20 protein-coding genes are annotated in these 20,850 nt (G+C 54.3%); 8 read left to right on the top strand and 12 right to left on the bottom strand.

Annotated features, from left to right (window positions below; all coding sequences use genetic code 11):
* Positions 1 to 61 precede the first annotated feature (61 nt).
* Positions 62 to 961: a 23S rRNA pseudouridine(2604) synthase RluF gene (gene rluF, locus QCD69_RS20535; protein WP_253456951.1), complete on the top strand. Its 900-nt coding sequence runs from the start codon at positions 62 to 64 to the stop codon at positions 959 to 961.
* On the opposite strand, the gene fabY is transcribed toward rluF, so the two are convergent.
* The 5 genes from fabY to typA form a co-directional block, all read right to left on the bottom strand.
* A complete protein-coding gene (gene fabY / locus QCD69_RS20530; RefSeq protein WP_253456948.1) occupies positions 958 to 1,899 on the bottom strand; it encodes a fatty acid biosynthesis protein FabY in 942 nt (313 codons plus the stop codon). The genes rluF and fabY overlap by 4 nt on opposite strands.
* Before the next feature lie 47 nt (positions 1,900 to 1,946).
* Positions 1,947 to 2,384: a D-aminoacyl-tRNA deacylase gene (dtd, locus tag QCD69_RS20525; RefSeq protein ID WP_301253378.1), complete on the bottom strand. Its 438-nt coding sequence runs from the start codon at positions 2,382 to 2,384 to the stop codon at positions 1,947 to 1,949.
* The gene (locus QCD69_RS20520) at positions 2,320 to 3,243 is read right to left on the bottom strand and encodes a virulence factor BrkB family protein (RefSeq protein ID WP_369896567.1); all 924 of its coding nucleotides are present in this window, start codon (positions 3,241 to 3,243) and stop codon (positions 2,320 to 2,322) included. Before QCD69_RS20520 ends, dtd begins: the two co-directional genes overlap by 65 nt.
* Positions 3,230 to 3,829, bottom strand: coding sequence for a glucose-1-phosphatase (yihX, locus tag QCD69_RS20515; RefSeq protein ID WP_253456940.1), 600 nt, complete (start codon positions 3,827 to 3,829; stop codon positions 3,230 to 3,232). The genes QCD69_RS20520 and yihX overlap by 14 nt, the downstream gene beginning before the upstream one ends.
* A gap of 154 nt (positions 3,830 to 3,983) precedes the next feature.
* Entirely contained in the window at positions 3,984 to 5,807 is a 1,824-nt protein-coding gene (typA, locus tag QCD69_RS20510) for a ribosome-dependent GTPase TypA (RefSeq protein ID WP_125290646.1), read from the bottom strand.
* Positions 5,808 to 6,240: 433 nt separating this feature from the next.
* Here typA and glnA point away from each other — a divergent pair, with 433 nt between their 5' ends.
* The 4 genes from glnA to QCD69_RS20490 all read left to right on the top strand — a co-directional run bounded on the left by glnA (position 6,241) and on the right by QCD69_RS20490 (position 10,563).
* Positions 6,241 to 7,650: a glutamate--ammonia ligase gene (gene glnA / locus QCD69_RS20505; RefSeq protein WP_253456937.1), complete on the top strand. Its 1,410-nt coding sequence runs from the start codon at positions 6,241 to 6,243 to the stop codon at positions 7,648 to 7,650.
* A gap of 220 nt (positions 7,651 to 7,870) precedes the next feature.
* A complete protein-coding gene (gene glnL / locus QCD69_RS20500; RefSeq protein WP_253456934.1) occupies positions 7,871 to 8,920 on the top strand; it encodes a nitrogen regulation protein NR(II) in 1,050 nt (349 codons plus the stop codon).
* Positions 8,921 to 8,927: 7 nt separating this feature from the next.
* On the top strand, positions 8,928 to 10,337 hold the full coding sequence (gene glnG, locus QCD69_RS20495) for a nitrogen regulation protein NR(I) (RefSeq protein WP_253456931.1): 1,410 nt from the start codon (positions 8,928 to 8,930) through the stop codon (positions 10,335 to 10,337).
* 109 nt (positions 10,338 to 10,446) lie between these two features.
* Positions 10,447 to 10,563, top strand: coding sequence for a YshB family small membrane protein (locus QCD69_RS20490; RefSeq protein ID WP_148101258.1), 117 nt, complete (start codon positions 10,447 to 10,449; stop codon positions 10,561 to 10,563).
* 70 nt (positions 10,564 to 10,633) lie between these two features.
* On the opposite strand, the gene hemN is transcribed toward QCD69_RS20490, so the two are convergent.
* Together hemN and yihI are read right to left on the bottom strand one after the other, a co-directional pair.
* On the bottom strand, positions 10,634 to 12,004 hold the full coding sequence (gene hemN / locus QCD69_RS20485; protein WP_301253390.1) for an oxygen-independent coproporphyrinogen III oxidase: 1,371 nt from the start codon (positions 12,002 to 12,004) through the stop codon (positions 10,634 to 10,636).
* Positions 12,005 to 12,242: 238 nt separating this feature from the next.
* Complete coding sequence (yihI, locus tag QCD69_RS20480) at positions 12,243 to 12,764, bottom strand: Der GTPase-activating protein YihI (RefSeq protein WP_253456928.1); 522 nt, start codon at positions 12,762 to 12,764, stop codon at positions 12,243 to 12,245.
* A gap of 555 nt (positions 12,765 to 13,319) precedes the next feature.
* On the opposite strand from yihI, the gene yihA reads away from it, so the two are divergent.
* Entirely contained in the window at positions 13,320 to 13,955 is a 636-nt protein-coding gene (yihA, locus tag QCD69_RS20475; RefSeq protein WP_253456926.1) for a ribosome biogenesis GTP-binding protein YihA/YsxC, read from the top strand.
* Positions 13,956 to 14,017: 62 nt separating this feature from the next.
* On the opposite strand, the gene QCD69_RS23000 is transcribed toward yihA, so the two are convergent.
* The 5 genes from QCD69_RS23000 to QCD69_RS20455 form a co-directional block, all read right to left on the bottom strand.
* Positions 14,018 to 14,065 (bottom strand): hypothetical protein, encoded by a 48-nt coding sequence (locus QCD69_RS23000; RefSeq protein ID WP_440135769.1) that lies wholly within the window; start codon positions 14,063 to 14,065, stop codon positions 14,018 to 14,020.
* A gap of 276 nt (positions 14,066 to 14,341) precedes the next feature.
* Positions 14,342 to 17,131, bottom strand: a complete 2,790-nt coding sequence (polA, locus tag QCD69_RS20470) for a DNA polymerase I (RefSeq protein WP_301253377.1) — start codon at positions 17,129 to 17,131, stop codon at positions 14,342 to 14,344.
* Positions 17,132 to 17,536: 405 nt separating this feature from the next.
* Positions 17,537 to 18,166 carry a thiol:disulfide interchange protein DsbA gene (gene dsbA, locus QCD69_RS20465; RefSeq protein WP_253456921.1) on the bottom strand — a complete coding sequence of 210 codons (630 nt, stop codon included), beginning with the start codon at positions 18,164 to 18,166 and terminating at the stop codon, positions 17,537 to 17,539.
* Between the two features lie 47 nt (positions 18,167 to 18,213).
* Complete coding sequence (locus tag QCD69_RS20460) at positions 18,214 to 19,206, bottom strand: serine/threonine protein kinase (RefSeq protein WP_301253376.1); 993 nt, start codon at positions 19,204 to 19,206, stop codon at positions 18,214 to 18,216.
* 74 nt (positions 19,207 to 19,280) lie between these two features.
* On the bottom strand, positions 19,281 to 19,550 hold the full coding sequence (locus tag QCD69_RS20455) for a YihD family protein (protein ID WP_301253375.1): 270 nt from the start codon (positions 19,548 to 19,550) through the stop codon (positions 19,281 to 19,283).
* A gap of 75 nt (positions 19,551 to 19,625) precedes the next feature.
* On the opposite strand from QCD69_RS20455, the gene mobA reads away from it, so the two are divergent.
* A complete protein-coding gene (gene mobA, locus QCD69_RS20450; protein ID WP_253456914.1) occupies positions 19,626 to 20,219 on the top strand; it encodes a molybdenum cofactor guanylyltransferase MobA in 594 nt (197 codons plus the stop codon).
* The gene (gene mobB, locus QCD69_RS20445) at positions 20,216 to 20,722 is read left to right on the top strand and encodes a molybdopterin-guanine dinucleotide biosynthesis protein MobB (protein ID WP_301253374.1); all 507 of its coding nucleotides are present in this window, start codon (positions 20,216 to 20,218) and stop codon (positions 20,720 to 20,722) included. The genes mobA and mobB overlap by 4 nt, the downstream gene beginning before the upstream one ends.
* The last annotated feature ends 128 nt before the right edge of the window (positions 20,723 to 20,850 follow it).

Genomic DNA, 20,850 nt, shown 5'->3' with positions numbered 1-20,850 from the left:
ATTAACCCGTATTCGCAACGTAGCGCGGTTAATGTATAGTCCGCTTTTTTACGGAGGAACCATGCTGACCAACTCATCCATACGTCTCAATAAATACATTAGCGAGAGCGGTATCTGTTCTCGTCGCGATGCCGATCGCTATATCGAACAGGGAAATGTCTTTATTAACGGTAAGCGGGCCGCCGTTGGCGCGCAGGTTTTTGCCGGTGACGTGGTGAAAGTGAACGGTCAGCTTATCGAGCCGCGCGATGAGGAAGACCTGGTCTTTATCGCCCTGAATAAGCCCGTCGGCATTATCACCACCATGGAAGAAGGCGAGCGGGATAACATCAGCGACTTCGTTAACCACAGCAAGCGGGTTTTCCCTATTGGCCGCCTGGATAAAGATTCGCAGGGCCTGATTTTCCTGACCAATCACGGCGATCTGGTCAATAAAATTCTGCGCGCCGGAAACAACCACGAAAAAGAATATGTGGTCACGGTAAACAAGCTGGTGACGGATGAGTTTATTGAGGGCATGAGCGCTGGCGTGCCGATGCTGGGCACGGTGACGCTGAAGTGCAAGGTGCAAAAGGAAGCGCCGTTTGTTTTCCGCATTACGCTGGTGCAGGGGCTTAACCGCCAGATCCGCCGCATGTGTAAGCACTTTGGCTACGAGGTCACTAAGCTCGAACGCACGCGCATTATGAACGTCAGCCTGAAAGGCCTGCCGCTGGGCGAGTGGCGCGATCTGACCGACGACGAGCTGACCGAGCTGTTCGGCCTGATTGAGGATTCCTCATCCGAAGCGAAACCCGCCAAAAAAGCGCAGGCGAAAGCGAAGCCCGCCGCCGCGAAGAAACCGGCCATCGGCGGGCCGAAAGGCGGCGATAAAGGCGGTAAAGAAGGCGCGAAGACGCCGGGCAACCTGGCCTCCCGCAAGCGCTTTACCCAGCCGGGCCGCAAGAAAAAAGGCCGTTAAGGCATATTCGATCCGGCTGGCTCCAGCGGGCCATCCGGATCGGCAGGCAACACAATATAGACGCCCTCAAATACCGCCCCGCACTCTTCATTGCCAAACAGCTCGACTTCCAGCTGAACGCGCGCCTTGCGTCCCCGGGCCAGCCTGTCCAGATCGCCGCTCAGCGAGCCTAAGTCCGCTACCGCGCCCGGCCTGCCGCTGATGGGATGACTGTAGCGGATATGCGCATCGGCCAGGATAATGGTGCCGCCTAAATGCCGCTCGCGCAGCAGCAGCCAAATCAGCCCCCAGCCGGTCAGCGTCGCCAGCGAAAACAGGCTGCCGGCGAACAGCGTATGGTGCGGATTCTGGTTGCCGGTTTCCGGCATCGTGGTGATAAATTTTTGCCCGGTATACTGCAAAATACGCACGCCCATTTTTTCGCTGAGCGGGATGTGCTCGTACCAGGCCTGCTGCAGCTGCCCGCACCAGTCGGCACGATGCAGAATATCGTCCAGCGTGATCACCGGCTTAATCATTAAAAAATGACGAACCGGCGTCGTCTGTGGCACGGTGATTTCGCCCTGATTGACGTAGCCAAGTTTGGCGAAAAATTCGACGGCGTCTTCACGGGCGCTGCACACCACGCGCTTGGCCCCTTCCTGACGCGCCACCGACTCCAGCGTCATCGCGACCAGCGTGCCCAATCCTTTGCCCTGCACCGCCGGGTGCACGGCAAGAAAGCGAATGGCCGCCTCGTTATCCGCATTGATATAGAGCCGCCCTGCGGCAACCGGCGCGCCGCTTTCATCCACCACCATTTGGTGATGCGCAAAGGCATCCCAGGCGTCGCGCTCCGATCCCTTGGGCTGGCGAAGCGGTTTACGCAGCATTTCCCAGCGAAACTGGTAGTAGATATCCAGCTCTTCTGCGGTTTCAGGTACACGAAGATGATACATAAAGTGATTCTCTTTTTCCGGAGCGCCCGTTAGCCTTTCCGACCGCTTCATACCTGGAGCCAGAACGTCACCGGCCCGTCATTAACCAGCGATACCTGCATATCCGCCGCAAAGCGGCCCGTCTCGGTGACAAGGCCTCTTTCGCGACAGCAGGCGACAAAGTACTCATATAACCGCTCGGCCTCCGCTGGTGCCGCGCCGCTCGAAAAGCCTGGGCGCATGCCTTTTTGCGTGTCGGCCGCCAGCGTAAACTGCGAAACCACCAGCACGCTGCCGCCAGCCTGCTGCACGTTAAGATTCATCTTGCCGTTCTCATCGCTGAAAATGCGATAGCCCAACACGCGGTCGCACAGCCGCTGCGCTTTTTGCTCGTCGTCGCCTTTTTCCACGCCCAGTAAGATTAGCAATCCCGGCCCGATTTCACCGATGGTCTGACCGGCTACCGTCACGCTGGCGCTCAGCGCTCGTTGAATTAAGGCAATCATTCTCTTCCTTTTCTTCTTCCTGTTTAAGCTGGCGATAGTCGCCGAGAGAGGCGGTGATCTCTGCACCCAGCAGGACAATACACCATGTCCAGTAAACCCAGAGGAACAGAATAGGGATAACCGCCAGCACGCCATAGATAAGCTGATATGAAGGGAACATCGTAACATAGAGCGCAAAGCCTTTTTTCCCCAGCTCAAACAGCAGCCCCGCCACCAGCGCGCCGACCAGCGCATCTTTACCCGGTACCTGCCGCGTTGGCACAATGCTGTAGAGCAGCCAGAAAGCCAGCCAGGAGAGCAGCAGCGGAAAAATACGCAGCCCGTAGTCAATCAGTCCGCTGACGCCGCTGACCGAAGCCCAGCGCAGCGACAGCAGATAAGAGCTGATCGCCAGGCTGGCACCCGCCAGCAGCGGGCCAAGCGTCAGGATCATCCAGTAGACGGCAAAAGAGTAAACGAGGGGCCTCTTGCGCTTGCTGCGCCAGATGACATTTAGCGCGCTGTCGATGGAGTACATCAGCAGCAGCGCCGTCACCACCAGCCCGCAGGCGCCCACCGCCGTCATTTTATTGACGTTGGCGACAAACTGTTCCAGATAGCTTTGAACTACCGTGCCGGACGCCGGCACAAAGTTCTGAAAGATAAACAGCTTGAGCTGCCTGCTGACATCGGCGAAGGCCGGGAACGCGGCGAACAGCGCAAATACCACCGCCACCAGCGGCACCAGCGACAGCAGCGATACGTAGGCAAGATGCCCCGCCAGCAGCGTCATGCCATCCTCGTCGATACGCTGCCACAGCAGCTTTATCCAGCGCCAGGTCGCCCGCAGGCGGTGTCGATAATGGTTAATCGGCCGCATTAGCGAAAAAGGCCGGTATGGTGGTCGCATCAAATACGGGCACGCTCTGAATGCCCAGCGCCTGCGCCGCGTCGATATTTTCCTGGTTGTCGTCAAAGAAAATAGCCTGGTCGGCGGTGAAGCCCTCTTCGCTCAGCACCTGCTGATAGATACGCGCTTCCGGCTTGCGCATCCCCATCTCCTGGGAAAGATAGAGCTTGTCCGCCGCGCTTTGTACCTCAGGATACTGCGACGGCCAGAAACGCTGATGCAGCCGGTTGGTGTTAGACAGGATCACGACCCGATGGCCGCGCGCGCGCAGTCCGTTCATGATACGGATGGTGTCCGCCCTGACGCCGACAAAAACGGCCTGCCAGCCTGCGGTGAACTGTTCGAAGCTCAGCGCCAGACCCAGCTCGTCGCACAGCTGTTCGGCAAAATCCTCGTCGCTGATTTCTCCTCGTTCATGACGATGAAAGCTTTCTCCCATCGTAAAACGGCTTTGCAGCGTGGCCAAAGGCACGCGTCCCAGATCGCTCCAGACGCCAAGAACCCGGTTGAAATCAATATCAACAATGACGTTACCTAAATCAAAGATATACAGCATGGCCATCTCCATTTGTTCCGGTAAGGTATTCACTCTAGCGGTAAAAAGAGAAGCTGAACAGGGCAGGATTTTGAAATCTGGAAGGAAGGTTCCACAGGCGAAAAAAAACAGGGCCGGAAAGATCCGGCCCTGTATTACAGCTTAAAAAAAGCGATTAAGCTTCTTTACTGCCGCGTGATGCGCGTTTACGATCGTTTTCAGTCAGGTGACGTTTACGGATACGTACGGACAGCGGAGTCACTTCCACCAGCTCGTCGTCATCGATAAATTCAATCGCCTGCTCAAGCGTCATCTTGATAGCCGGCACCAGCGTGGTCGCTTCGTCAGTACCGGAAGCACGCATGTTGGTCAGCTTCTTACCGGTCAGACAGTTCACGGTCAGGTCGTTAGAACGGCTATGAATACCGATAATCTGGCCTTCATAAACTTCTGCGCCGTGACCCAGGAACAGCTTACCGCGATCCTGCAGGCTGAACAGGGCGAAAGCTACCGCTTTACCCTGGCCGTTAGAGATCAGCACGCCGTTCTGGCGCTGGCCCACTTCGCCCGGACGAATATCGTCGTAGTGGCTGAAGGTGGAGTACAGCAGGCCGGTACCGGAAGTCATGGTCATGAATTCGTTACGGAAGCCGATCAGGCCACGGCTTGGGATCACGTAGTCAAGACGTACGCGGCCTTTGCCATCCGGATCCATGTTTTTCATGTCCGCTTTACGTTCGCCCATCGCCTGCATCACAGAGCCCTGATGCTGCTCTTCGATATCCAGGGTGACGTTCTCGAACGGCTCCTGCTTACGACCGTCAATTTCGCGGAAGATAACTTTTGGACGGGATACCGCCAGCTCAAAGCCTTCACGACGCATGTTTTCGATCAGTACGGACAGGTGCAGTTCACCACGGCCGGAAACGCGGAATGCATCGGCGTCTTCGGTCTCTTCCACGCGCAGCGCAACGTTGTGCACCAGCTCTTTACGCAGACGATCCAGGATCTGACGAGAAGTAACGAACTTACCTTCTTTACCGCAGAACGGCGAGGTGTTGACGTTAAAGAACATGGTAACGGTCGGCTCATCAACGCTCAGCGCCGGCAGCGCTTCCACATTCTGTGGGTCACAGATGGTGTCGGAGATGTTCAGCTCGCCCAGACCGGTGATAGCGATGATATCGCCCGCTTCCGCTTCGGTCGCGTCGATACGCTCCAGACCCAGGTGAGTCAGCACCTTGCCGACTTTACCGTTACGGGTTTTGCCTTCGCTATCAACGATGGTGACCTGCTGGTTCGGCTTCACTTTGCCGCGCTTGATGCGGCCGATGCCGATAACGCCAACATAGTTGTTGTAGTCCAGCTGCGAGATCTGCATCTGGAACGGCGCTTCCATTTCTACCTGTGGAGGAGAAACGTGCTGCACGATGGCTTCATACAGCGGGGTCATGTCTTCTGCCATGTCGCTGTGGTCAAGACCAGCAATACCGTTCAGAGCAGAAGCGTAGATAACCGGGAAGTCGAGCTGTTCGTCGGTCGCGTCCAGGTTAACGAACAGGTCAAAGACCTGATCCACAACCCAGTCAGGACGTGCGCCAGGGCGGTCAACCTTGTTGATGACCACGATCGGCTTCAGACCATTAGCAAACGCTTTTTTGGTCACGAAGCGGGTTTGCGGCATAGGGCCATCCATTGCATCCACAACCAGCAGCACCGAGTCGACCATAGACATCACACGCTCTACCTCGCCGCCGAAGTCGGCGTGTCCCGGGGTATCCACGATGTTGATACGGTAGTCGTTCCATTTAATGGCGGTGTTTTTTGCGAGGATGGTAATCCCACGCTCTTTCTCCAAATCGTTGGAGTCCATTACGCGTTCGGTCGCTTCGGTGCGGGCGTCAAAGGTCCCGGACTGCTGCAGCAACTTATCAACCAGGGTAGTTTTACCATGGTCAACGTGGGCAATAATGGCGATGTTACGCAAATTTTCGATCACAGCTTTGCCTCAGGCATTAGAAATAGCGCGCTATTGTACACGGATTAATCGAAGAGCTGAACAGGATCACAGTTTTCAATTAAAGATAACTTTCGGGATTGCTTTCGGGGCCGTTTCCGGTGCAAAAAACACCCTTTATCAGAAAAATGCACTATTATTGTGCACTGACCGCACGCAAAAGCACCATAATGGTGCGCGACTTCCATCATGGTGCAGCTCCCGTTTCACGAGAGGGCGCATCATAGCGCTTTTTTCATCAATTAAGAAAGTTGGCATAGTTTTCGCTTTAATTATAACAAGCGAAAGAGGCCAGTTTCCACAACGGTTGCTAAGCAGTCAGAGAACATAATTATCGGTCGGCTGGGCGAGATAAGCAAAGCGCACCGCGAAAGTTCTCTAACCGACGACCATGACAAATCCAGGAGAGTTAAGTATGTCCGCTGAACACGTTCTGTCGATGATGAACGAGCATGAAGTCAAATTTGTTGACCTGCGCTTCACTGACACCAAAGGTAAAGAGCAGCACGTTACCATTCCTGCTCACCAGGTTAACGCTGACTTCTTCGAAGAAGGCAAAATGTTTGACGGCTCCTCCATCGGCGGCTGGAAAGGCATTAACGAATCCGACATGGTGCTGATGCCGGACGCGACCACCGCGGTCCTGGATCCTTTCTTTGAAGACTCTACGCTTATCATTCGTTGTGACATCCTTGAGCCAGGCACCATGCAGGGCTACGATCGCGACCCACGTTCTATCGCCAAGCGCGCCGAAGATTTCCTGCGTTCTTCCGGCATTGCGGACACCGTGCTGTTTGGCCCGGAGCCAGAATTCTTCCTGTTTGACGATGTGCGTTTCGGCGCGACCACCTCTGGCTCTCACGTGGCTATCGATGATATCGAAGCGGCATGGAACACCGGCAAAGAATATGAAGGCGGCAACAAAGGCCACCGTCCGGGCCTGAAAGGCGGCTATTTCCCGGTGCCACCGGTCGACTCTTCACAGGACATCCGTTCTGCTATGTGTCTGACCATGGAGCAGATGGGTCTGGTTGTTGAAGCTCATCACCACGAAGTGGCGACCGCAGGTCAGAACGAAGTGGCCACCCGCTTCAACACCATGACCAAAAAAGCCGACGAAATTCAGATCTACAAATATGTCGTGCACAATGTGGCGCACGCTTTCGGCAAAACCGCGACCTTTATGCCAAAACCAATTTTTGGCGACAACGGTTCCGGTATGCACTGCCATATGTCCCTGTCCAAAGGCGGCACCAACCTGTTCGCTGGCGACAAATACGGCGGCCTGTCTGAAATGGCCCTGTTCTACATCGGCGGTGTGATCAAGCACGCTAAAGCGATCAACGCGCTGTCTAACCCGACTACCAACTCCTACAAGCGTCTGGTTCCGGGTTACGAAGCGCCGGTTATGCTGGCCTACTCTGCCCGTAACCGTTCCGCCTCTATCCGTATTCCAGTGGTTGCCAGCCCGAAAGCGCGCCGTATTGAAGCCCGCTTCCCGGATCCAGCCGCTAACCCATATCTGTGCTTCGCCGCGCTGCTGATGGCTGGCCTGGACGGCATCATCAACAAGATCCATCCTGGCGACGCGATGGACAAAAACCTGTACGACCTGCCGCCGGAAGAAGAAGCTGAAATTCCAAAAGTAGCCGGCTCGCTGGAAGAGGCGCTGAACGCGCTGAACGAAGACCGTGAGTTCCTGACTCGTGGCGGCGTGTTCACCGACGACACCATCGATGCGTACATCGACCTGCGCAAGGCTGAAATGGATCGCGTTCGCATGACGCCGCACCCGGTTGAGTTCGAACTGTACTACAGCGTCTGATTTCTGACTCCGGCGACTCGTCGCGTTAAAGCGGCTACGGCAGGCTCAGTGATTCGGGTGAACACGGGCCGCAGCGTAACGAACGCCGGAGATAGTGTTGCCGTGGAAATTTTCAGCCCATCTCCGGATGGGCTTTTTTCGCCGTGAGCGCCACGCGCAGAGAGACGAATTTCAGGTTCCATGACTATAATGCACTAAAATAGTGCAGGAGAACGCTGTTATGGCAACAGGCACGCAGCCCGATGCCGGGCAGATCCTCAACTCGCTGATTAACAGCATACTGCTGGTCGACAGCGAACTGGTGGTGCATTACGCCAATCCCGCCGCTCAGCAACTGCTGGCGCAAAGCTCCCGCAAGCTCTTTGGCACGCCGCTGCCGGATTTGATGGGCTATTTTTCCCTGAACATCGGGGTGATGCGCGAGAGTCTGAATGCCGGTCAGGGGTTTACCGACAGCGAGGTTACGCTGGTCGTCGACAGTCGCGCGCATATTATGTCTTTAACGGCGCAGCTGCTGCCGGACGGGCTAATCCTGCTGGAAATGGCGCCGATGGACAATCAGCGTCGCCTCAGTCAGGAACAGCTTCAGCATGCTCAACAGGTCGCCGCACGGGATTTAGTTCGCGGGCTGGCGCATGAAATTAAAAATCCGTTAGGGGGATTACGCGGCGCGGCGCAGCTGTTGGCAAAAGCCCTGCCTGACCCGGCCTTAACGGAATATACCAAAGTCATTATCGAACAGGCCGATCGCCTGCGTAACCTGGTGGATCGCCTGCTTGGCCCGCAGCAGCCGGGCATGCACGTTACGCAAAGCATCCATCAGGTCGCCGAGCGCGTGGTTAACCTGGTCTCAATGGAGCTGCCCGATAACGTTACGCTGATCAGAGATTACGACCCCAGCCTGCCGGAGCTGCCGCATGACCCGGATCAAATCGAACAGGTGCTGCTAAACGTGGTGCGTAACGCGCTACAGGCGCTGGGAGAAAAAGGCGGTGCCATTACGCTGCGCACCCGCACCGCATTTCAGCTAACGCTGCACGGCGTCCGCTATCGCCTGGTGGCCCGTATCGATATTGAAGATAACGGCCCCGGCATTCCGGCTCAGCTACAGGACACGCTGTTTTACCCGATGGTGAGCGGCCGCGAAGGCGGCACCGGTTTAGGCCTGTCGATCGCCCGCAGCCTGATCGATCAGCATTCGGGAAAAATAGAATTTAACAGTTGGCCTGGCCACACCGAATTTTCCGTTTATTTGCCTATTCGCCAGTGAGGTTTCTATGCAACGAGGGATAGTCTGGATCGTCGATGACGATAGCTCCATCCGCTGGGTGCTTGAACGCGCGCTTACTGGAGCCGGTTTAAACTGCGCCACGTTTGACAGCGCGAGCGAGGTGCTGGACGCGCTTGCCACCAAAACCCCGGACGTTTTGCTTTCCGATATTCGTATGCCCGGCATGGACGGACTGGCGTTACTGAAACAAATTAAGCAACGTCATCCGATGCTGCCGGTAATTATTATGACCGCACACTCCGATCTGGATGCGGCCGTCAGCGCCTATCAGCAAGGCGCATTCGATTACCTGCCAAAACCCTTTGATATCGATGAAGCCGTGGCGTTAGTGGAACGCGCGATCAGCCACTATCAGGAGCAGCAGCAGCCGCGCAACCAGCCGGTCAGCGGCCCGACTACCGATATCATCGGCGAAGCGCCGGCGATGCAGGACGTGTTTCGTATTATCGGCCGCCTCTCGCGTTCTTCAATCAGCGTATTGATCAACGGCGAGTCGGGCACGGGCAAAGAGCTGGTGGCGCACGCGCTGCATCGCCACAGCCCGCGCGCGAAGGCGCCTTTTATCGCGCTGAACATGGCGGCTATCCCGAAGGATCTGATTGAGTCGGAGCTTTTCGGCCATGAGAAAGGCGCATTTACGGGCGCTAATCAAATCCGTCAGGGACGTTTCGAACAGGCCGACGGCGGCACGCTGTTTCTGGATGAAATTGGCGATATGCCGCTGGATGTGCAGACTCGTTTATTACGCGTGCTGGCCGACGGCCAGTTTTATCGCGTCGGCGGCTATGCGCCGGTCAAAGTCGACGTCAGGATCATCGCCGCCACGCACCAGAACCTGGAGCTGCGGGTACAGGAAGGCAAATTCCGCGAGGATCTGTTTCACCGCCTGAACGTTATCCGCGTGCATCTGCCGCCGCTGCGGGAGCGTCGTGAGGATATCCCTCGTCTGGCGCGCTATTTCCTTCAGGTCGCGGCACGCGAGCTGGGCGTCGAGGCAAAAATTCTGCATCCCGAAACCGAAACGGCACTGACCCGCCTGCACTGGTCAGGCAACGTGCGCCAGCTGGAAAATACCTGCCGCTGGCTGACGGTGATGGCCGCCGGCCAGGAAGTGCTGATCCAGGATTTGCCGCCGGAGCTGTTTGAAACCGCCACGCCGGACAATCCCGTGCAGTCACTGCCCGACAGCTGGGCGACGCTGCTGGCGCAGTGGGCCGATCGCGCGCTGCGTTCCGGTCATCAAAACTTGTTATCGGAAGCACAGCCAGAGATGGAGCGCACGCTGCTGACTACCGCGCTGCGTCATACACAAGGCCACAAGCAGGAAGCGGCGCGACTGTTGGGATGGGGGCGAAACACGCTGACCCGCAAGCTGAAAGAGCTGGGTATGGAGTAAAGCAGAAGAAGCATAAAAAAACGTCGATTCGCGCATTTTTTATGCTTTTGCGACTTTACACATCGGTATCAGTCAGTATCATTCTGAACCGTTATCGGGGAGGAAGATAATGCTGGAATCGTTAATTCATGTGGTGACGCACTACGCGCAGACGGGTGCCGCGCATCTGCCGCAAACGGCTATGGCCGCCGTGCTGTGCGCAGCGATGCTGAAATTTCCAGGCTGAGGCGCCAAAAATTTCAGCACTAAAAAGCCGGGAACGTTTTTGTTTCCGGCTTTTTTATGCTCGCCTCTTTTCAGATCACCCGCGAGAACTGCTGTAGGCGCGTTTGCTGGCGTAGATAGCGGTCAAAGCACATGCAGATATTCCTGACCAGCAGGCGCCCCTTAGAAGTGACCTGAAGGCCTTTCTCGCTGCGCTCCACCAGCCCGTCTGCAATCAGCGGCTCAAGCAGCGCCAGATCCTCCGCAAAATAGTCGGTAAAGGTGACGCCGTGCGAGGTAAAAGCGGCGAAATCCAGCGAGAAATTACACATCAGCGTTTTAATCACCTCGCGGCGCAGGATATCGTCGCCCGACAGCTCTACGCCGCGCCAGAGCGCCGTACCCTGCTTAGCCACGGCGTCATACCACTCTTTTAGCCCTTTCTGGTTTTGCGCATAGCCGTCGCCGATCATACTGATGGCGGAGACGCCCAGGCCCAGCAGATCGTTGTCTCCCTGCGTGGTGTAACCCTGGAAGTTGCGATGCAGCTTGCCTTCCCGCTGGGCAACGGCCAGCTCGTCCTCCGGTCTGGCAAAGTGGTCCATACCGATAAACTGGTAGCCGGAGGCCATCAGCGCGGCAATGGACTGTTGCAGGATGGTCAGTTTCTGTTGGGGATCGGGCAGATCGGCCTCTTTAATTTTCCGCTGCGCGGCAAAGTGCGCGGGCATATGCGCATAATTGAAGACGCTAAGCCTGTCGGGGTTCAGCGCAATGACCTTTTGCAGGGTAAAGGCAAAGCTTTCCGGCGTCTGCTTCGGTAAGCCATAAATCAAATCGAGATTAACAGAGCTGAAGCCCACCCGCTTTGCCCGCTCGATAAGCGCGACGATAGTCTGCTCATCCTGTACGCGGTTAACCTTTTCCTGCACCTCTTTATTGAAATCCTGCACGCCCATGCTCAGCCGGGTAAAACCTGCGGCAAAGAGATGATCGATCACGTCCGCTTCAATTTCTCGCGGATCGATTTCAATGGAAAGCTCCGCCTCGTCGCTGAAGGCAAAGTGCTGACGCAGCAGCGCCATCAGTGTGGAAATCTGCGCTTTACTGAGAAAAGTAGGCGTGCCGCCGCCCCAGTGCATCTGCGTCACGGTTCGGTTGCGGAAAAGCGCGGCGCGACTGGCGATTTCTACGGCTAAAGCTTCCAGATAGTCGTCAGCTTTATGCTGATGACGGGTAACGACTTTATTACAGCCGCAGAAGTAGCAAAGGCGATGGCAGAAAGGAATATGAATATAAAGCGACAGCGGGCGATGGGGAGTACGCTGGCTGGCACGGATAAAATCGGCTTCGCGGTAAGCCTCGCTGAACTCCAGCGCGGTAGGATAAGAAGTGTAACGGGGACCCGAGATATTATATTTTTGCAGCAGGACGGGATCCCACTCAATTGTCTGCGTCACGATATTCTCTCCTGCATTGGCGTGTTGACCGTCGCGGAGGCGCTGTCGGCAGGACGGTCGGTCTGCGTAGCCGGGCTTTCAGCCGGGACAGACGCCGTAGTTTACCCAACATCCAGAGCAGGCAGCAGAACAGAATCAGCAGGTAAATTGATCCAGGCCAAATCATTGGCAGAGATACCTTATGCAGAAACGGCGCCCGTTGGCGCCGTCCTTTAAGTAAGTCCGAAAAGCATCGCCGGGATTAATTACCGCCTTTAAGCAGGCGATACATATCCTCTTCAGCTTCTTCATCTTCGACTTCGTCATCCAGCGCGATCCCCAGCTGTTCCATCAGCGTGTCGATGCGATCCAGCGTCTGGTCAAGCCACGCCTGCTCTTCTGCTTTCAGGGTGTCGCCATTTTCCAGCCGATCCAGCAGCGCATCCAGCCGCTCGTCGTTTTCGAGCTTCGCCAGCTCTTCTTCCGGCGTCAGACGGGGTTTCTTCTCTTCGGCTTTTTTCACCGGTTTAGCTTTTTTCGCGGGCTGCGCGGCAGCAGCGCCCAGCGCTACCGGCGTTTTACTGCCAATACGTGGATCTTTCTCTTTAGCGCTTTCGCCGTTTTTCTTTGTCGCCGCTACGGGGTTAGCGCGACTGCCGGAGGCGTGGCCGCGATGTTTCTTATCGCGTTTACGATCGCGCGCTTCCGTGTTGATTTCATCGCGCGTTTTACGCTTCGCTTTTGCCGCCGGTTTTTTCTGCGAATCGCGTACAGGTTGCTTCATGGTTTCTGCTCTCAGACTGTTTATCTTCAGTATAGAATTGCGGCGGAATCTAGCAGAAAGCAGACAAAGAAAAAAGGCGCCAGGTCACCCTGTCGCCTTTTTTCGCACCTTCCGCAGAAGGACTGACTAAGTCAGCATCCTTTTTGGCATCCAACTTCCCGGTTTTCCCTTGCCATGCCGTCCTCCGTGGACGCAGTCCTTTCCCTTCAGATGAGCCGTTCCCCGACACTTTCCTTCCCTGCTCAGTACCTTCCTGGCATCCCCCTGAGCGCTTCATCCTGAAGTGAGCCGTCCTGGCTCTGACAACAAATGTAGACTATATGGAGAAACTCACAAGGTAAGTTACGAAAAAATTTATTAATGTTTGGCCTTAAAATAATAAGATATTGATTTTAAATAACTTAATTTTTAAAAGCTGGAAAGAAAAGGTAAAGTTCTGGCAAAAAGTATAGCCAATCTCTTACAAAGCCACCGCCGCGCCGCGTGCGGCTGGGCGCTTTTAATCCATACAGGGTATACTCTGCGCAATTGTTCTTATTATCTGGAGTTTCTAACTTGTCTGGCTGGAATTATAACCTTACCCACTTTGTCACCAGCGCGCCCGACATCCGCCACCTTCCAGCCGATATCGGTATTGAAGTGGCGTTTGCAGGACGCTCTAATGCCGGCAAATCCAGCGCGTTGAATACGCTAACCAATCAGAAGAGCCTGGCCCGTACCAGTAAAACGCCCGGCCGCACCCAGCTGATTAACCTGTTTCAGGTCACCGAAGGCTATCGCCTGGTGGATTTGCCTGGCTATGGCTATGCCGAAGTGCCGGAAGAGATGAAGTTAAAATGGCAGCGTTCGCTGGCAGAATATCTTCAGATGCGTCAGTGTCTGAAAGGGCTGGTTGTGCTGATGGATATCCGTCATCCGCTGAAGGATCTGGATCGGCAGATGATTGAATGGGCGGTACAGAGCGGCATTCAGGTGCTGGTGCTGCTGACCAAGGCGGACAAGCTGGCTTCCGGCGCGCGTAAAGCGCAGTTAAATCTGGTACGCGAAGCCGCTAAAGGGTTCGTCGGCGATGTACAGGTTGAAGCTTTCTCTTCGCTTAAGAAATTGGGCGTCGATAAATTGCGCCTGAAACTGGACAGCTGGTTCAGTGAAATTCCACCAGCGACGGAAGAAACGTTACCAGAAGCCTGATATCCGGCTGAACGACGCCCAATAAAAAACGCCCCAGTCATAACGACTGGGGCGGCTAATATTCAGCCAAATCCGGTTACGTGAAGTAAACGGTTTGAAAGATAGAACATCTTACCTCTGTACCCTACATCTTCAACTCTACATGATTTTTTCAGGCCTCAAAAGGATTTTTTACCGCCCCGTTTCACAAAATTCCCTTTTTTATCGAATACACTTCACAGAAAAATAGTTTTCAGGTAGCGAAGGCGCAAAAAAAATGTTTGAGCGATAACAGGTTAGCGCTGGCGTTATGCACGGTGTTATCGCTTATAAGCGCTCATTAATTGACAGGCTAAAGCGCTTTCTGGCATCACATTGATAAAGCCGGGCCTTAGCCCGGCCTCAGCTTAATGCGCTTCGTCCCAGTTATGCCCTACGCCCACATCGACACGCAGCGGCACGTCCAGTTGCATACTGTTTTCCATCAGCTCGCGGATTTTCACCGTTGCCGCTTCGATTTCCGACGTTTTCACCTCAAATACCAGTTCATCGTGAACCTGCATGATCATCTTCACATCAGGATTAGCCTGCGGCGTCAGCCAGCCGTCGACGGCAATCATAGCCTTTTTGATGATATCGGCAGCCGTGCCCTGCATTGGCGCGTTGATTGCTGCCCGCTCGGCCGCTTTGCGACGCATCGCGTTGCTGGCTTTAATGTCCGGCAGATAAAGACGACGACCATCCAGCGTAGAGACATAGCCTTTTTCCGCCGCCTGCTGGCGCGTGCTTTCCATATATTCCAGCACGCCAGGATAGCGTTCAAAATAGAGATCCATGTATTTTCTGGCTTCGCCCGCGCCGATATTAAGCTGACGCGACAAACCAAAAGCGCTCATGCCGTAAATCAGGCCAAAGTTGATAGCCTTTGCGCTGCGACGCTGCTCGCCCGTCACCTTATCCAGCGCCATGCCAAACACTTCCGCCGCCGTGGCACGGTGAATGTCTTCTCCTGCCGAGAAGGCGCTCAGTAACCCTTTGTCCTGAGAAAGGTGCGCCATAATACGCAGCTCGATTTGCGAGTAGTCCGCCGCCAGGATCTGATGGCCCTCAGAAGCGATAAAGGCCTGGCGGATACGACGTCCTTCCTCATTGCGTACCGGAATGTTCTGCAGATTAGGATCGGTAGAAGAAAGGCGTCCCGTGGCCGTCACCGCCTGATGATAAGAAGTGTGCACGCGGCCGGTCAGCGGATTAATCATTACCGGCAGTTTGTCGGTGTAGGTTGATTTCAGCTTGGAAAGGCCACGGTGCTCCAGAATAACTTTTGGCAGCGGATAGTCCAGCGCCAGTTCGGCCAGCACTTCCTCGCTGGTGGACGGCGCGCCGCCGGGCGTTTTCTTGGTTGGCTTAATACCCTGTTTTTCAAACAGAATAGTTTGCAGCTGTTTAGTAGAGGAAAGATTAAAGGGCTCACCCGCCAGCTCGTGCGCTTTCTGCTCCAGCTCTGCCAGACGCGTGGTCAGCTCCTGAGAATGTTTGGCAAGGATAGCCTGGTCAATCAGCACGCCGTTACGTTCAATACGGGAGATCACCGTCACCAGCGGCATTTCGATATTTTCGAAAACCTCTTTTGGCCCCTGCTCTTTTTCCAGCTCCGGCCACATTTTCAGATGCAGCTGTAGCGTTACGTCCGCATCTTCCGCCGCATAGTGCGCCGCTTGCTCAAGGGCAATCTGATTAAACGTCAGCTGCTTTTTACCTTTCCCGGCGATTTCCTCAAAGGTCACGGTTTTATGGTTCAGCCAGCGTGAAGCCAGCGTATCCATATCGTGACGGCCCACCACGCTGTTTAGCGCGTAGGATTCCAGCATGGTATCGAATTTAATACCTTGCAGTTCAATACCATAGTTGTTCAGCACGCCGCGATCGTATTTCAGGTTCTGACCAACTTTGAACAGTTTTTTATCTTCCAGCAGCGGTTTCAGGCGCGCCAGCACCTCTTTACGATCGAGCTGCAAAGGTGCGTCGAGGTAGTCGTGAGCAACCGGCAGGTAAGCGGCCTCACCCGGCGCCACAGCGAAAGCGATGCCGACGATATTGGCGCTCAACGTATCCAGCGAATCGGTTTCCAGGTCAAAAGCGAAAAGCTCGCTTGCCTGTAACTTTTGCAACCAGTCGGCAAAGGTCTCCTCGTCAAGGATAGTGACGTAGCCATCCGTCGCCAGAATGCTGGTCGCTTCAGGCTGCGGGCTTTCCGGCTGTTCCGCCAGGGTTTTCTGTGCAGCAGCGCCGCCCTTTTTCCCCTGTAGCCATTTGCCCTCCTCCAGATCGGTGATCCAGCGTTTGAATTCATAGCGACGGAACAGCGTCAGCAGTTCTTCGACAGCAGGCTCGCTAACGATCAGCTCTTCACAGCCTGCATCGAGCGGCACATCAGTTTTGATGGTGGCCAGCTGGTAAGAAAGGAGAGCGACCTCCTTGTTTTGCTCCAGCTTAGCCGCCATGGTTTTGGCACCGCGGAAGGAGAGATCGGCGACTTTATCCAGGTTCTCATAGATATCTTTAATACCGCCAAGTCCCTGTAACAGCGCCTGCGCCGTTTTCTCGCCTACGCCCGGCACGCCCGGAATATTGTCCGAAGCGTCGCCCATCAGCGCCAGAAAATCGATAATCAGCGAGGGTGGAATGCCGTATTTCTCCACCACCTCGTCCGGGCCAAGAATAGCGTTATTCATGGTGTTGATAAGGGTGATATTTGGCGTGACCAGCTGCGCCATATCTTTATCGCCGGTGCTGATTAAAACGGGTATGCCCTTTTTACCCGCCTCCAGCGCCAGGGTACCGATAACGTCATCGGCTTCCACGCCCGATACCGCTAATAACGGCAGTCCCATTGCCCTGACCATATTGTGCAGTGGCTCAATCTGCGCACGCAGATCGTCCGGCATAGGCGGCCGATGGGATTTGTAGTGCTCAAAAAGTTCATCACGAAACGTTTTGCCCTTGGCATCGAAAACGACCGCAACATGGCTGGGTTTATATTGCAGCAGCAGGCTGCGCAGCATATTCAGCACGCCGTACATAGCGCCGGTAGGGTCGCCGGCGCTGTTGGTCAGCGGAGGAAACGCATGATATGCGCGATACAGGTAGGACGAGCCATCTACCAGAATAAGCGGGTTTTCTGCAATTTGTGCCATAGGTTTGTCACATTCCGGGTTAAATTTCACTATAGGGTAAGGATGCCACAGCTATACCGGAAATATGAAATATCTCCGGGCGACACGCCTTTGTTTTGCGGCCTGTTTCGCAAACGCTTCCTGTGGATAACTTTGTGCGTAAATTTCATAACATATTAATATAGCTGGCGTACCGGGCTATACCAATTATTTAAATCGATAATTTTCAATAACTTAAATATTTAACCGCTAAAGATCCTTGCCCAAAGGTAATTTGCATTAATGTGGATATAAATTAGCGGCTAAACGATCTGGTGGATCTTTAGCAAGAAAAAGCGATCGGAAGAATTTTGATCTGACGAGGAAATGAAGAGGCGGTTTAACCGACACAGCGAGGTTGAAACCCTCGCTGCGTCAAAATATGGCTTACTTTTGGGTTAACAGGAATTTTACGACGTTAGCGTATTGCTGCGTGTAATTATCCATCGAGCTGGTATCCAGGCCACCGTTGTTAACCATATATTTACCGTTAACAAACATCGCCGGCACGCCGCGCAGATCGACATCGACCGCTGCTTTTTCCTGCTGGGCTACCAGCGATTTCACCACAAAGCTGTTCCAGGCCGCATCGTATTCTTCCGGCTTGATGCCGGCTGCCTTCACAAAGGCCGCTTTCAGGCTGGCCGGATCGGTGATGGTCTGGGTTTTCTGGATGCCTTCAAACAGCGGAGCAGTGACTTTATCTTCCACACCCAGCGCCATGGCAACGGCCCACGCCTGAGTCACCACTTTGCCCATTTCGCCGCCGAGGAATTCAACGTGATATTTAGTCACTTTAGTGCCGGCAGGCACGGCTTTTTTCACCGCGTCGCTAACGTGCCAGACGTGTTCGAATTCATAGCAGTGCGGGCAGAAGAAAGAGAAAAACTCCACAACCTGAGGCTCGCCGGTAACAGGTTTCTGTATCGTGACGTACTGCTGTCCATCGGTAAACTGGGCAGCAGAAGCGCTGAACGCCAGAAAAACACCAATCAGCGCGAATAAAATCTTTTTCATCTGGAAACTCTCTCCTAACAGCAAAAGAGGCTGACCGGAAAAGGCGATCAGCCCTGGAATGCAGGCATCAGCTGCAGCGGTGGCTCCTGCAACAGCCGGGTCTGCTCATTGAAAATAGCGATCTGTCTGCGCCAGAAATCTTCGTCCGTCATCCATGGAAAGCTGGCCGGAAACGCCGGATCTTCCCAGCGGCGCACAATCCACGCCAGATAATAAACCATCCTCATAGCGCGTAAAGGCTCAATCAGTGACAATTCGTGTGTGTCGAACTCGCAGAATTCACCGTAGGCTTCCAGCAGGATATCCCACTGAATACGCTGCTCCTGAAGATCGCCGTTAACCAGCATCCATAGATCCTGTACGGCAGGGCCATTACGAGCGTCGTCCAGATCCACAAACAGCGGGCCATCGCGCCACAGAATATTGCCGGGATGGCAATCGCCGTGCAGACGAAGCGGCTGCCACTGAGTATGCCAGCACTTTTGTAAAGTTGCGCTGAGCAGATCGACGCTTGCCAATAAATTCTGTTTCAGTTTGGCCGGGATCAACGTGCTGGATTCAAGCACCTGACGAGGTTCGTGGATATACTCCTCCAGACCAAAGGTCGGACGAGCATCAAAGGTTTTTTTACGTCCCGTCTGGTGAATACGTCCCAGAAAACGACCAACCCATTCCAGATGGTCGTAGTTATCCGTTTCGTATTGCCGTCCTCCCAGGCTGGGGAAAACGGTAAACCAGTAGCCGTTATGTTGATGTAGCGTTTGCCCTTGCAGCACAAGCGGTGCGGCCACGGGGACCTCATCAGCCAGCAGCTCGGCAGTAAACCGGTGTTCTTCTTCGATTTGCAGCGAAGACCAGCGCTGAGGGCGATAGAATTTCACCACGTAACGCTTTTTGTCCTCGTCGGAAAACTGATATACCCGATTTTCGTAGCTGTTCAGCGCGGTAAGCCCCGATTCAACGCGGATGCCCGTTTCCCAGAGCGCATCCAGGATCGTATCAGGATTAAGGTTTTGAAAGTTAAAGGCGGGTTCAGTCATCCGGCGTACTCATCGATAATCGTCATGCATTGAGGATACCATTAATCGCCGGTACGTCGGATGAACAGCGGCAGTTAATCTTTAATAACGCCGCGCGCGCGAAGCAGCGCCGTTTTGAAATCGTCTTCATAATCTTTTTGCAGGCCCGGGATAGCTTCGCTTTTGTCAGCATTGCGTAGTTTAAGATGATAAATCAGCACGTCATCGCTCAGGTCGGCCAGGGGCTGAGTAAATCCTGCCTCATCCGCCATTTTCTGCAAAAATTGCATTAAATTCAGATCGGGTTCCTGTTGCCAGGCTGGCTGCAGCAGTGAAATTAACTCGTTAAGACGGTGACATTTCATAATAGGGTTCCTGTGAGATTCGGGTTCCGCTACGGTAGCAGGGTTAATCCCACAAAAAAAGAGGGTCTACAGCTTATGCGTTTTTGCGGTTCAGATACCGTTTCGATTACAGGCGTCATTCTTGCAGGCGGGCGCGGCAGCCGCATGGGCGGCGAAGATAAAGGGCTGGTGCTGTATCAGGGAAAACCGCTCTATCAGCACGTTCTGAGTCGCCTACGACCTCAGGTCAGCCGTGTGTGTATCAGCGCCAACCGTAATTTGTCTGTTTATCAGCAAACCGGCCTGTCGGTTATAACCGATACGCTGCCGGATTTTCCGGGGCCGTTAGCCGGTATGCTGGCAGCGCTGGAAAAAATCGAGACGGAATGGGTGGTTTTTGTCTCTTGCGACACCCCTTTACTGCCAGAAGATTTAGTTTCTCGCCTGTGGCAGGCTAAACGGGATGCACCTGTGGTTTGGGCTAAATCTGACGGACGCGATCATCCCACTCTGGCATTAATGCATGTCAGTTTAATTGAGCCGCTGAAAAGCTTTCTGATAAAGGGAGAACGGAAGGTGATGATTTTTCTCCAGCAGGCAGGCGGACACAGCGTGGATTTTAACGATTGTCCTGACGCGTTTAATAATATTAATCGTTATGAAGATCTTATTGCAGGAGAACGCGGATGATCCCCCTTTTAGCCATCGCGGCCTGGAGCGGGACAGGCAAAACGACGCTGTTAAAGCAGGTTATTGCCATTTTAAAACAGAGAGGGATCCGTACAGGCCTGATCAAACATACCCATCATAATATGGATATCGATACGCCCGGCAAGGATAGCTATGAATTACGTAAGGCAGGAGCCGATCAGGTGATGGTTTATAATCCGCAGCGTTGGGCATTGATTACCGAAACGCCTGAGCATAATGAGCCGGATCTTCGCTTTCTCGCCAGCCGTATGGATCCTTCTCTGACAGATATTATTTTAGTGGAAGGTTTTAAACATGAGCCGGTGCCCAAAATAGTGCTGTGGCGTGGAGGGAGCGAACAGTGTTTCAGCGAGCTGTTTGATGAACACGTTATTGCGGTTGCCGCAGATTCTGCTTTCTCTTTGCCTGTGCCCTTGCTGGATATTAATAACGCAATTATGGTTACAGACTTTATTTTAAACTGGTTAGAAGAACAGCAGTAAGTAGGGCATCACTGGCCCGCAGCCGGGCCGTAAAGGGAGATTCCGGGCCCCTGCGCGCTTTATCCGCTGCGGGGCCGCTTTTTCCCGGCCCACAAACGCAAAAAACCCCGACCGTGAGGTCGGGGCTG

It is taken from the genome of Erwinia sp. PsM31 (assembly GCF_030433775.1).
Classification (GTDB): Bacteria; Pseudomonadota; Gammaproteobacteria; order Enterobacterales; family Enterobacteriaceae; genus Erwinia; species Erwinia aeris.
This window is presented reverse-complemented; position numbering and strand designations above follow the sequence as displayed.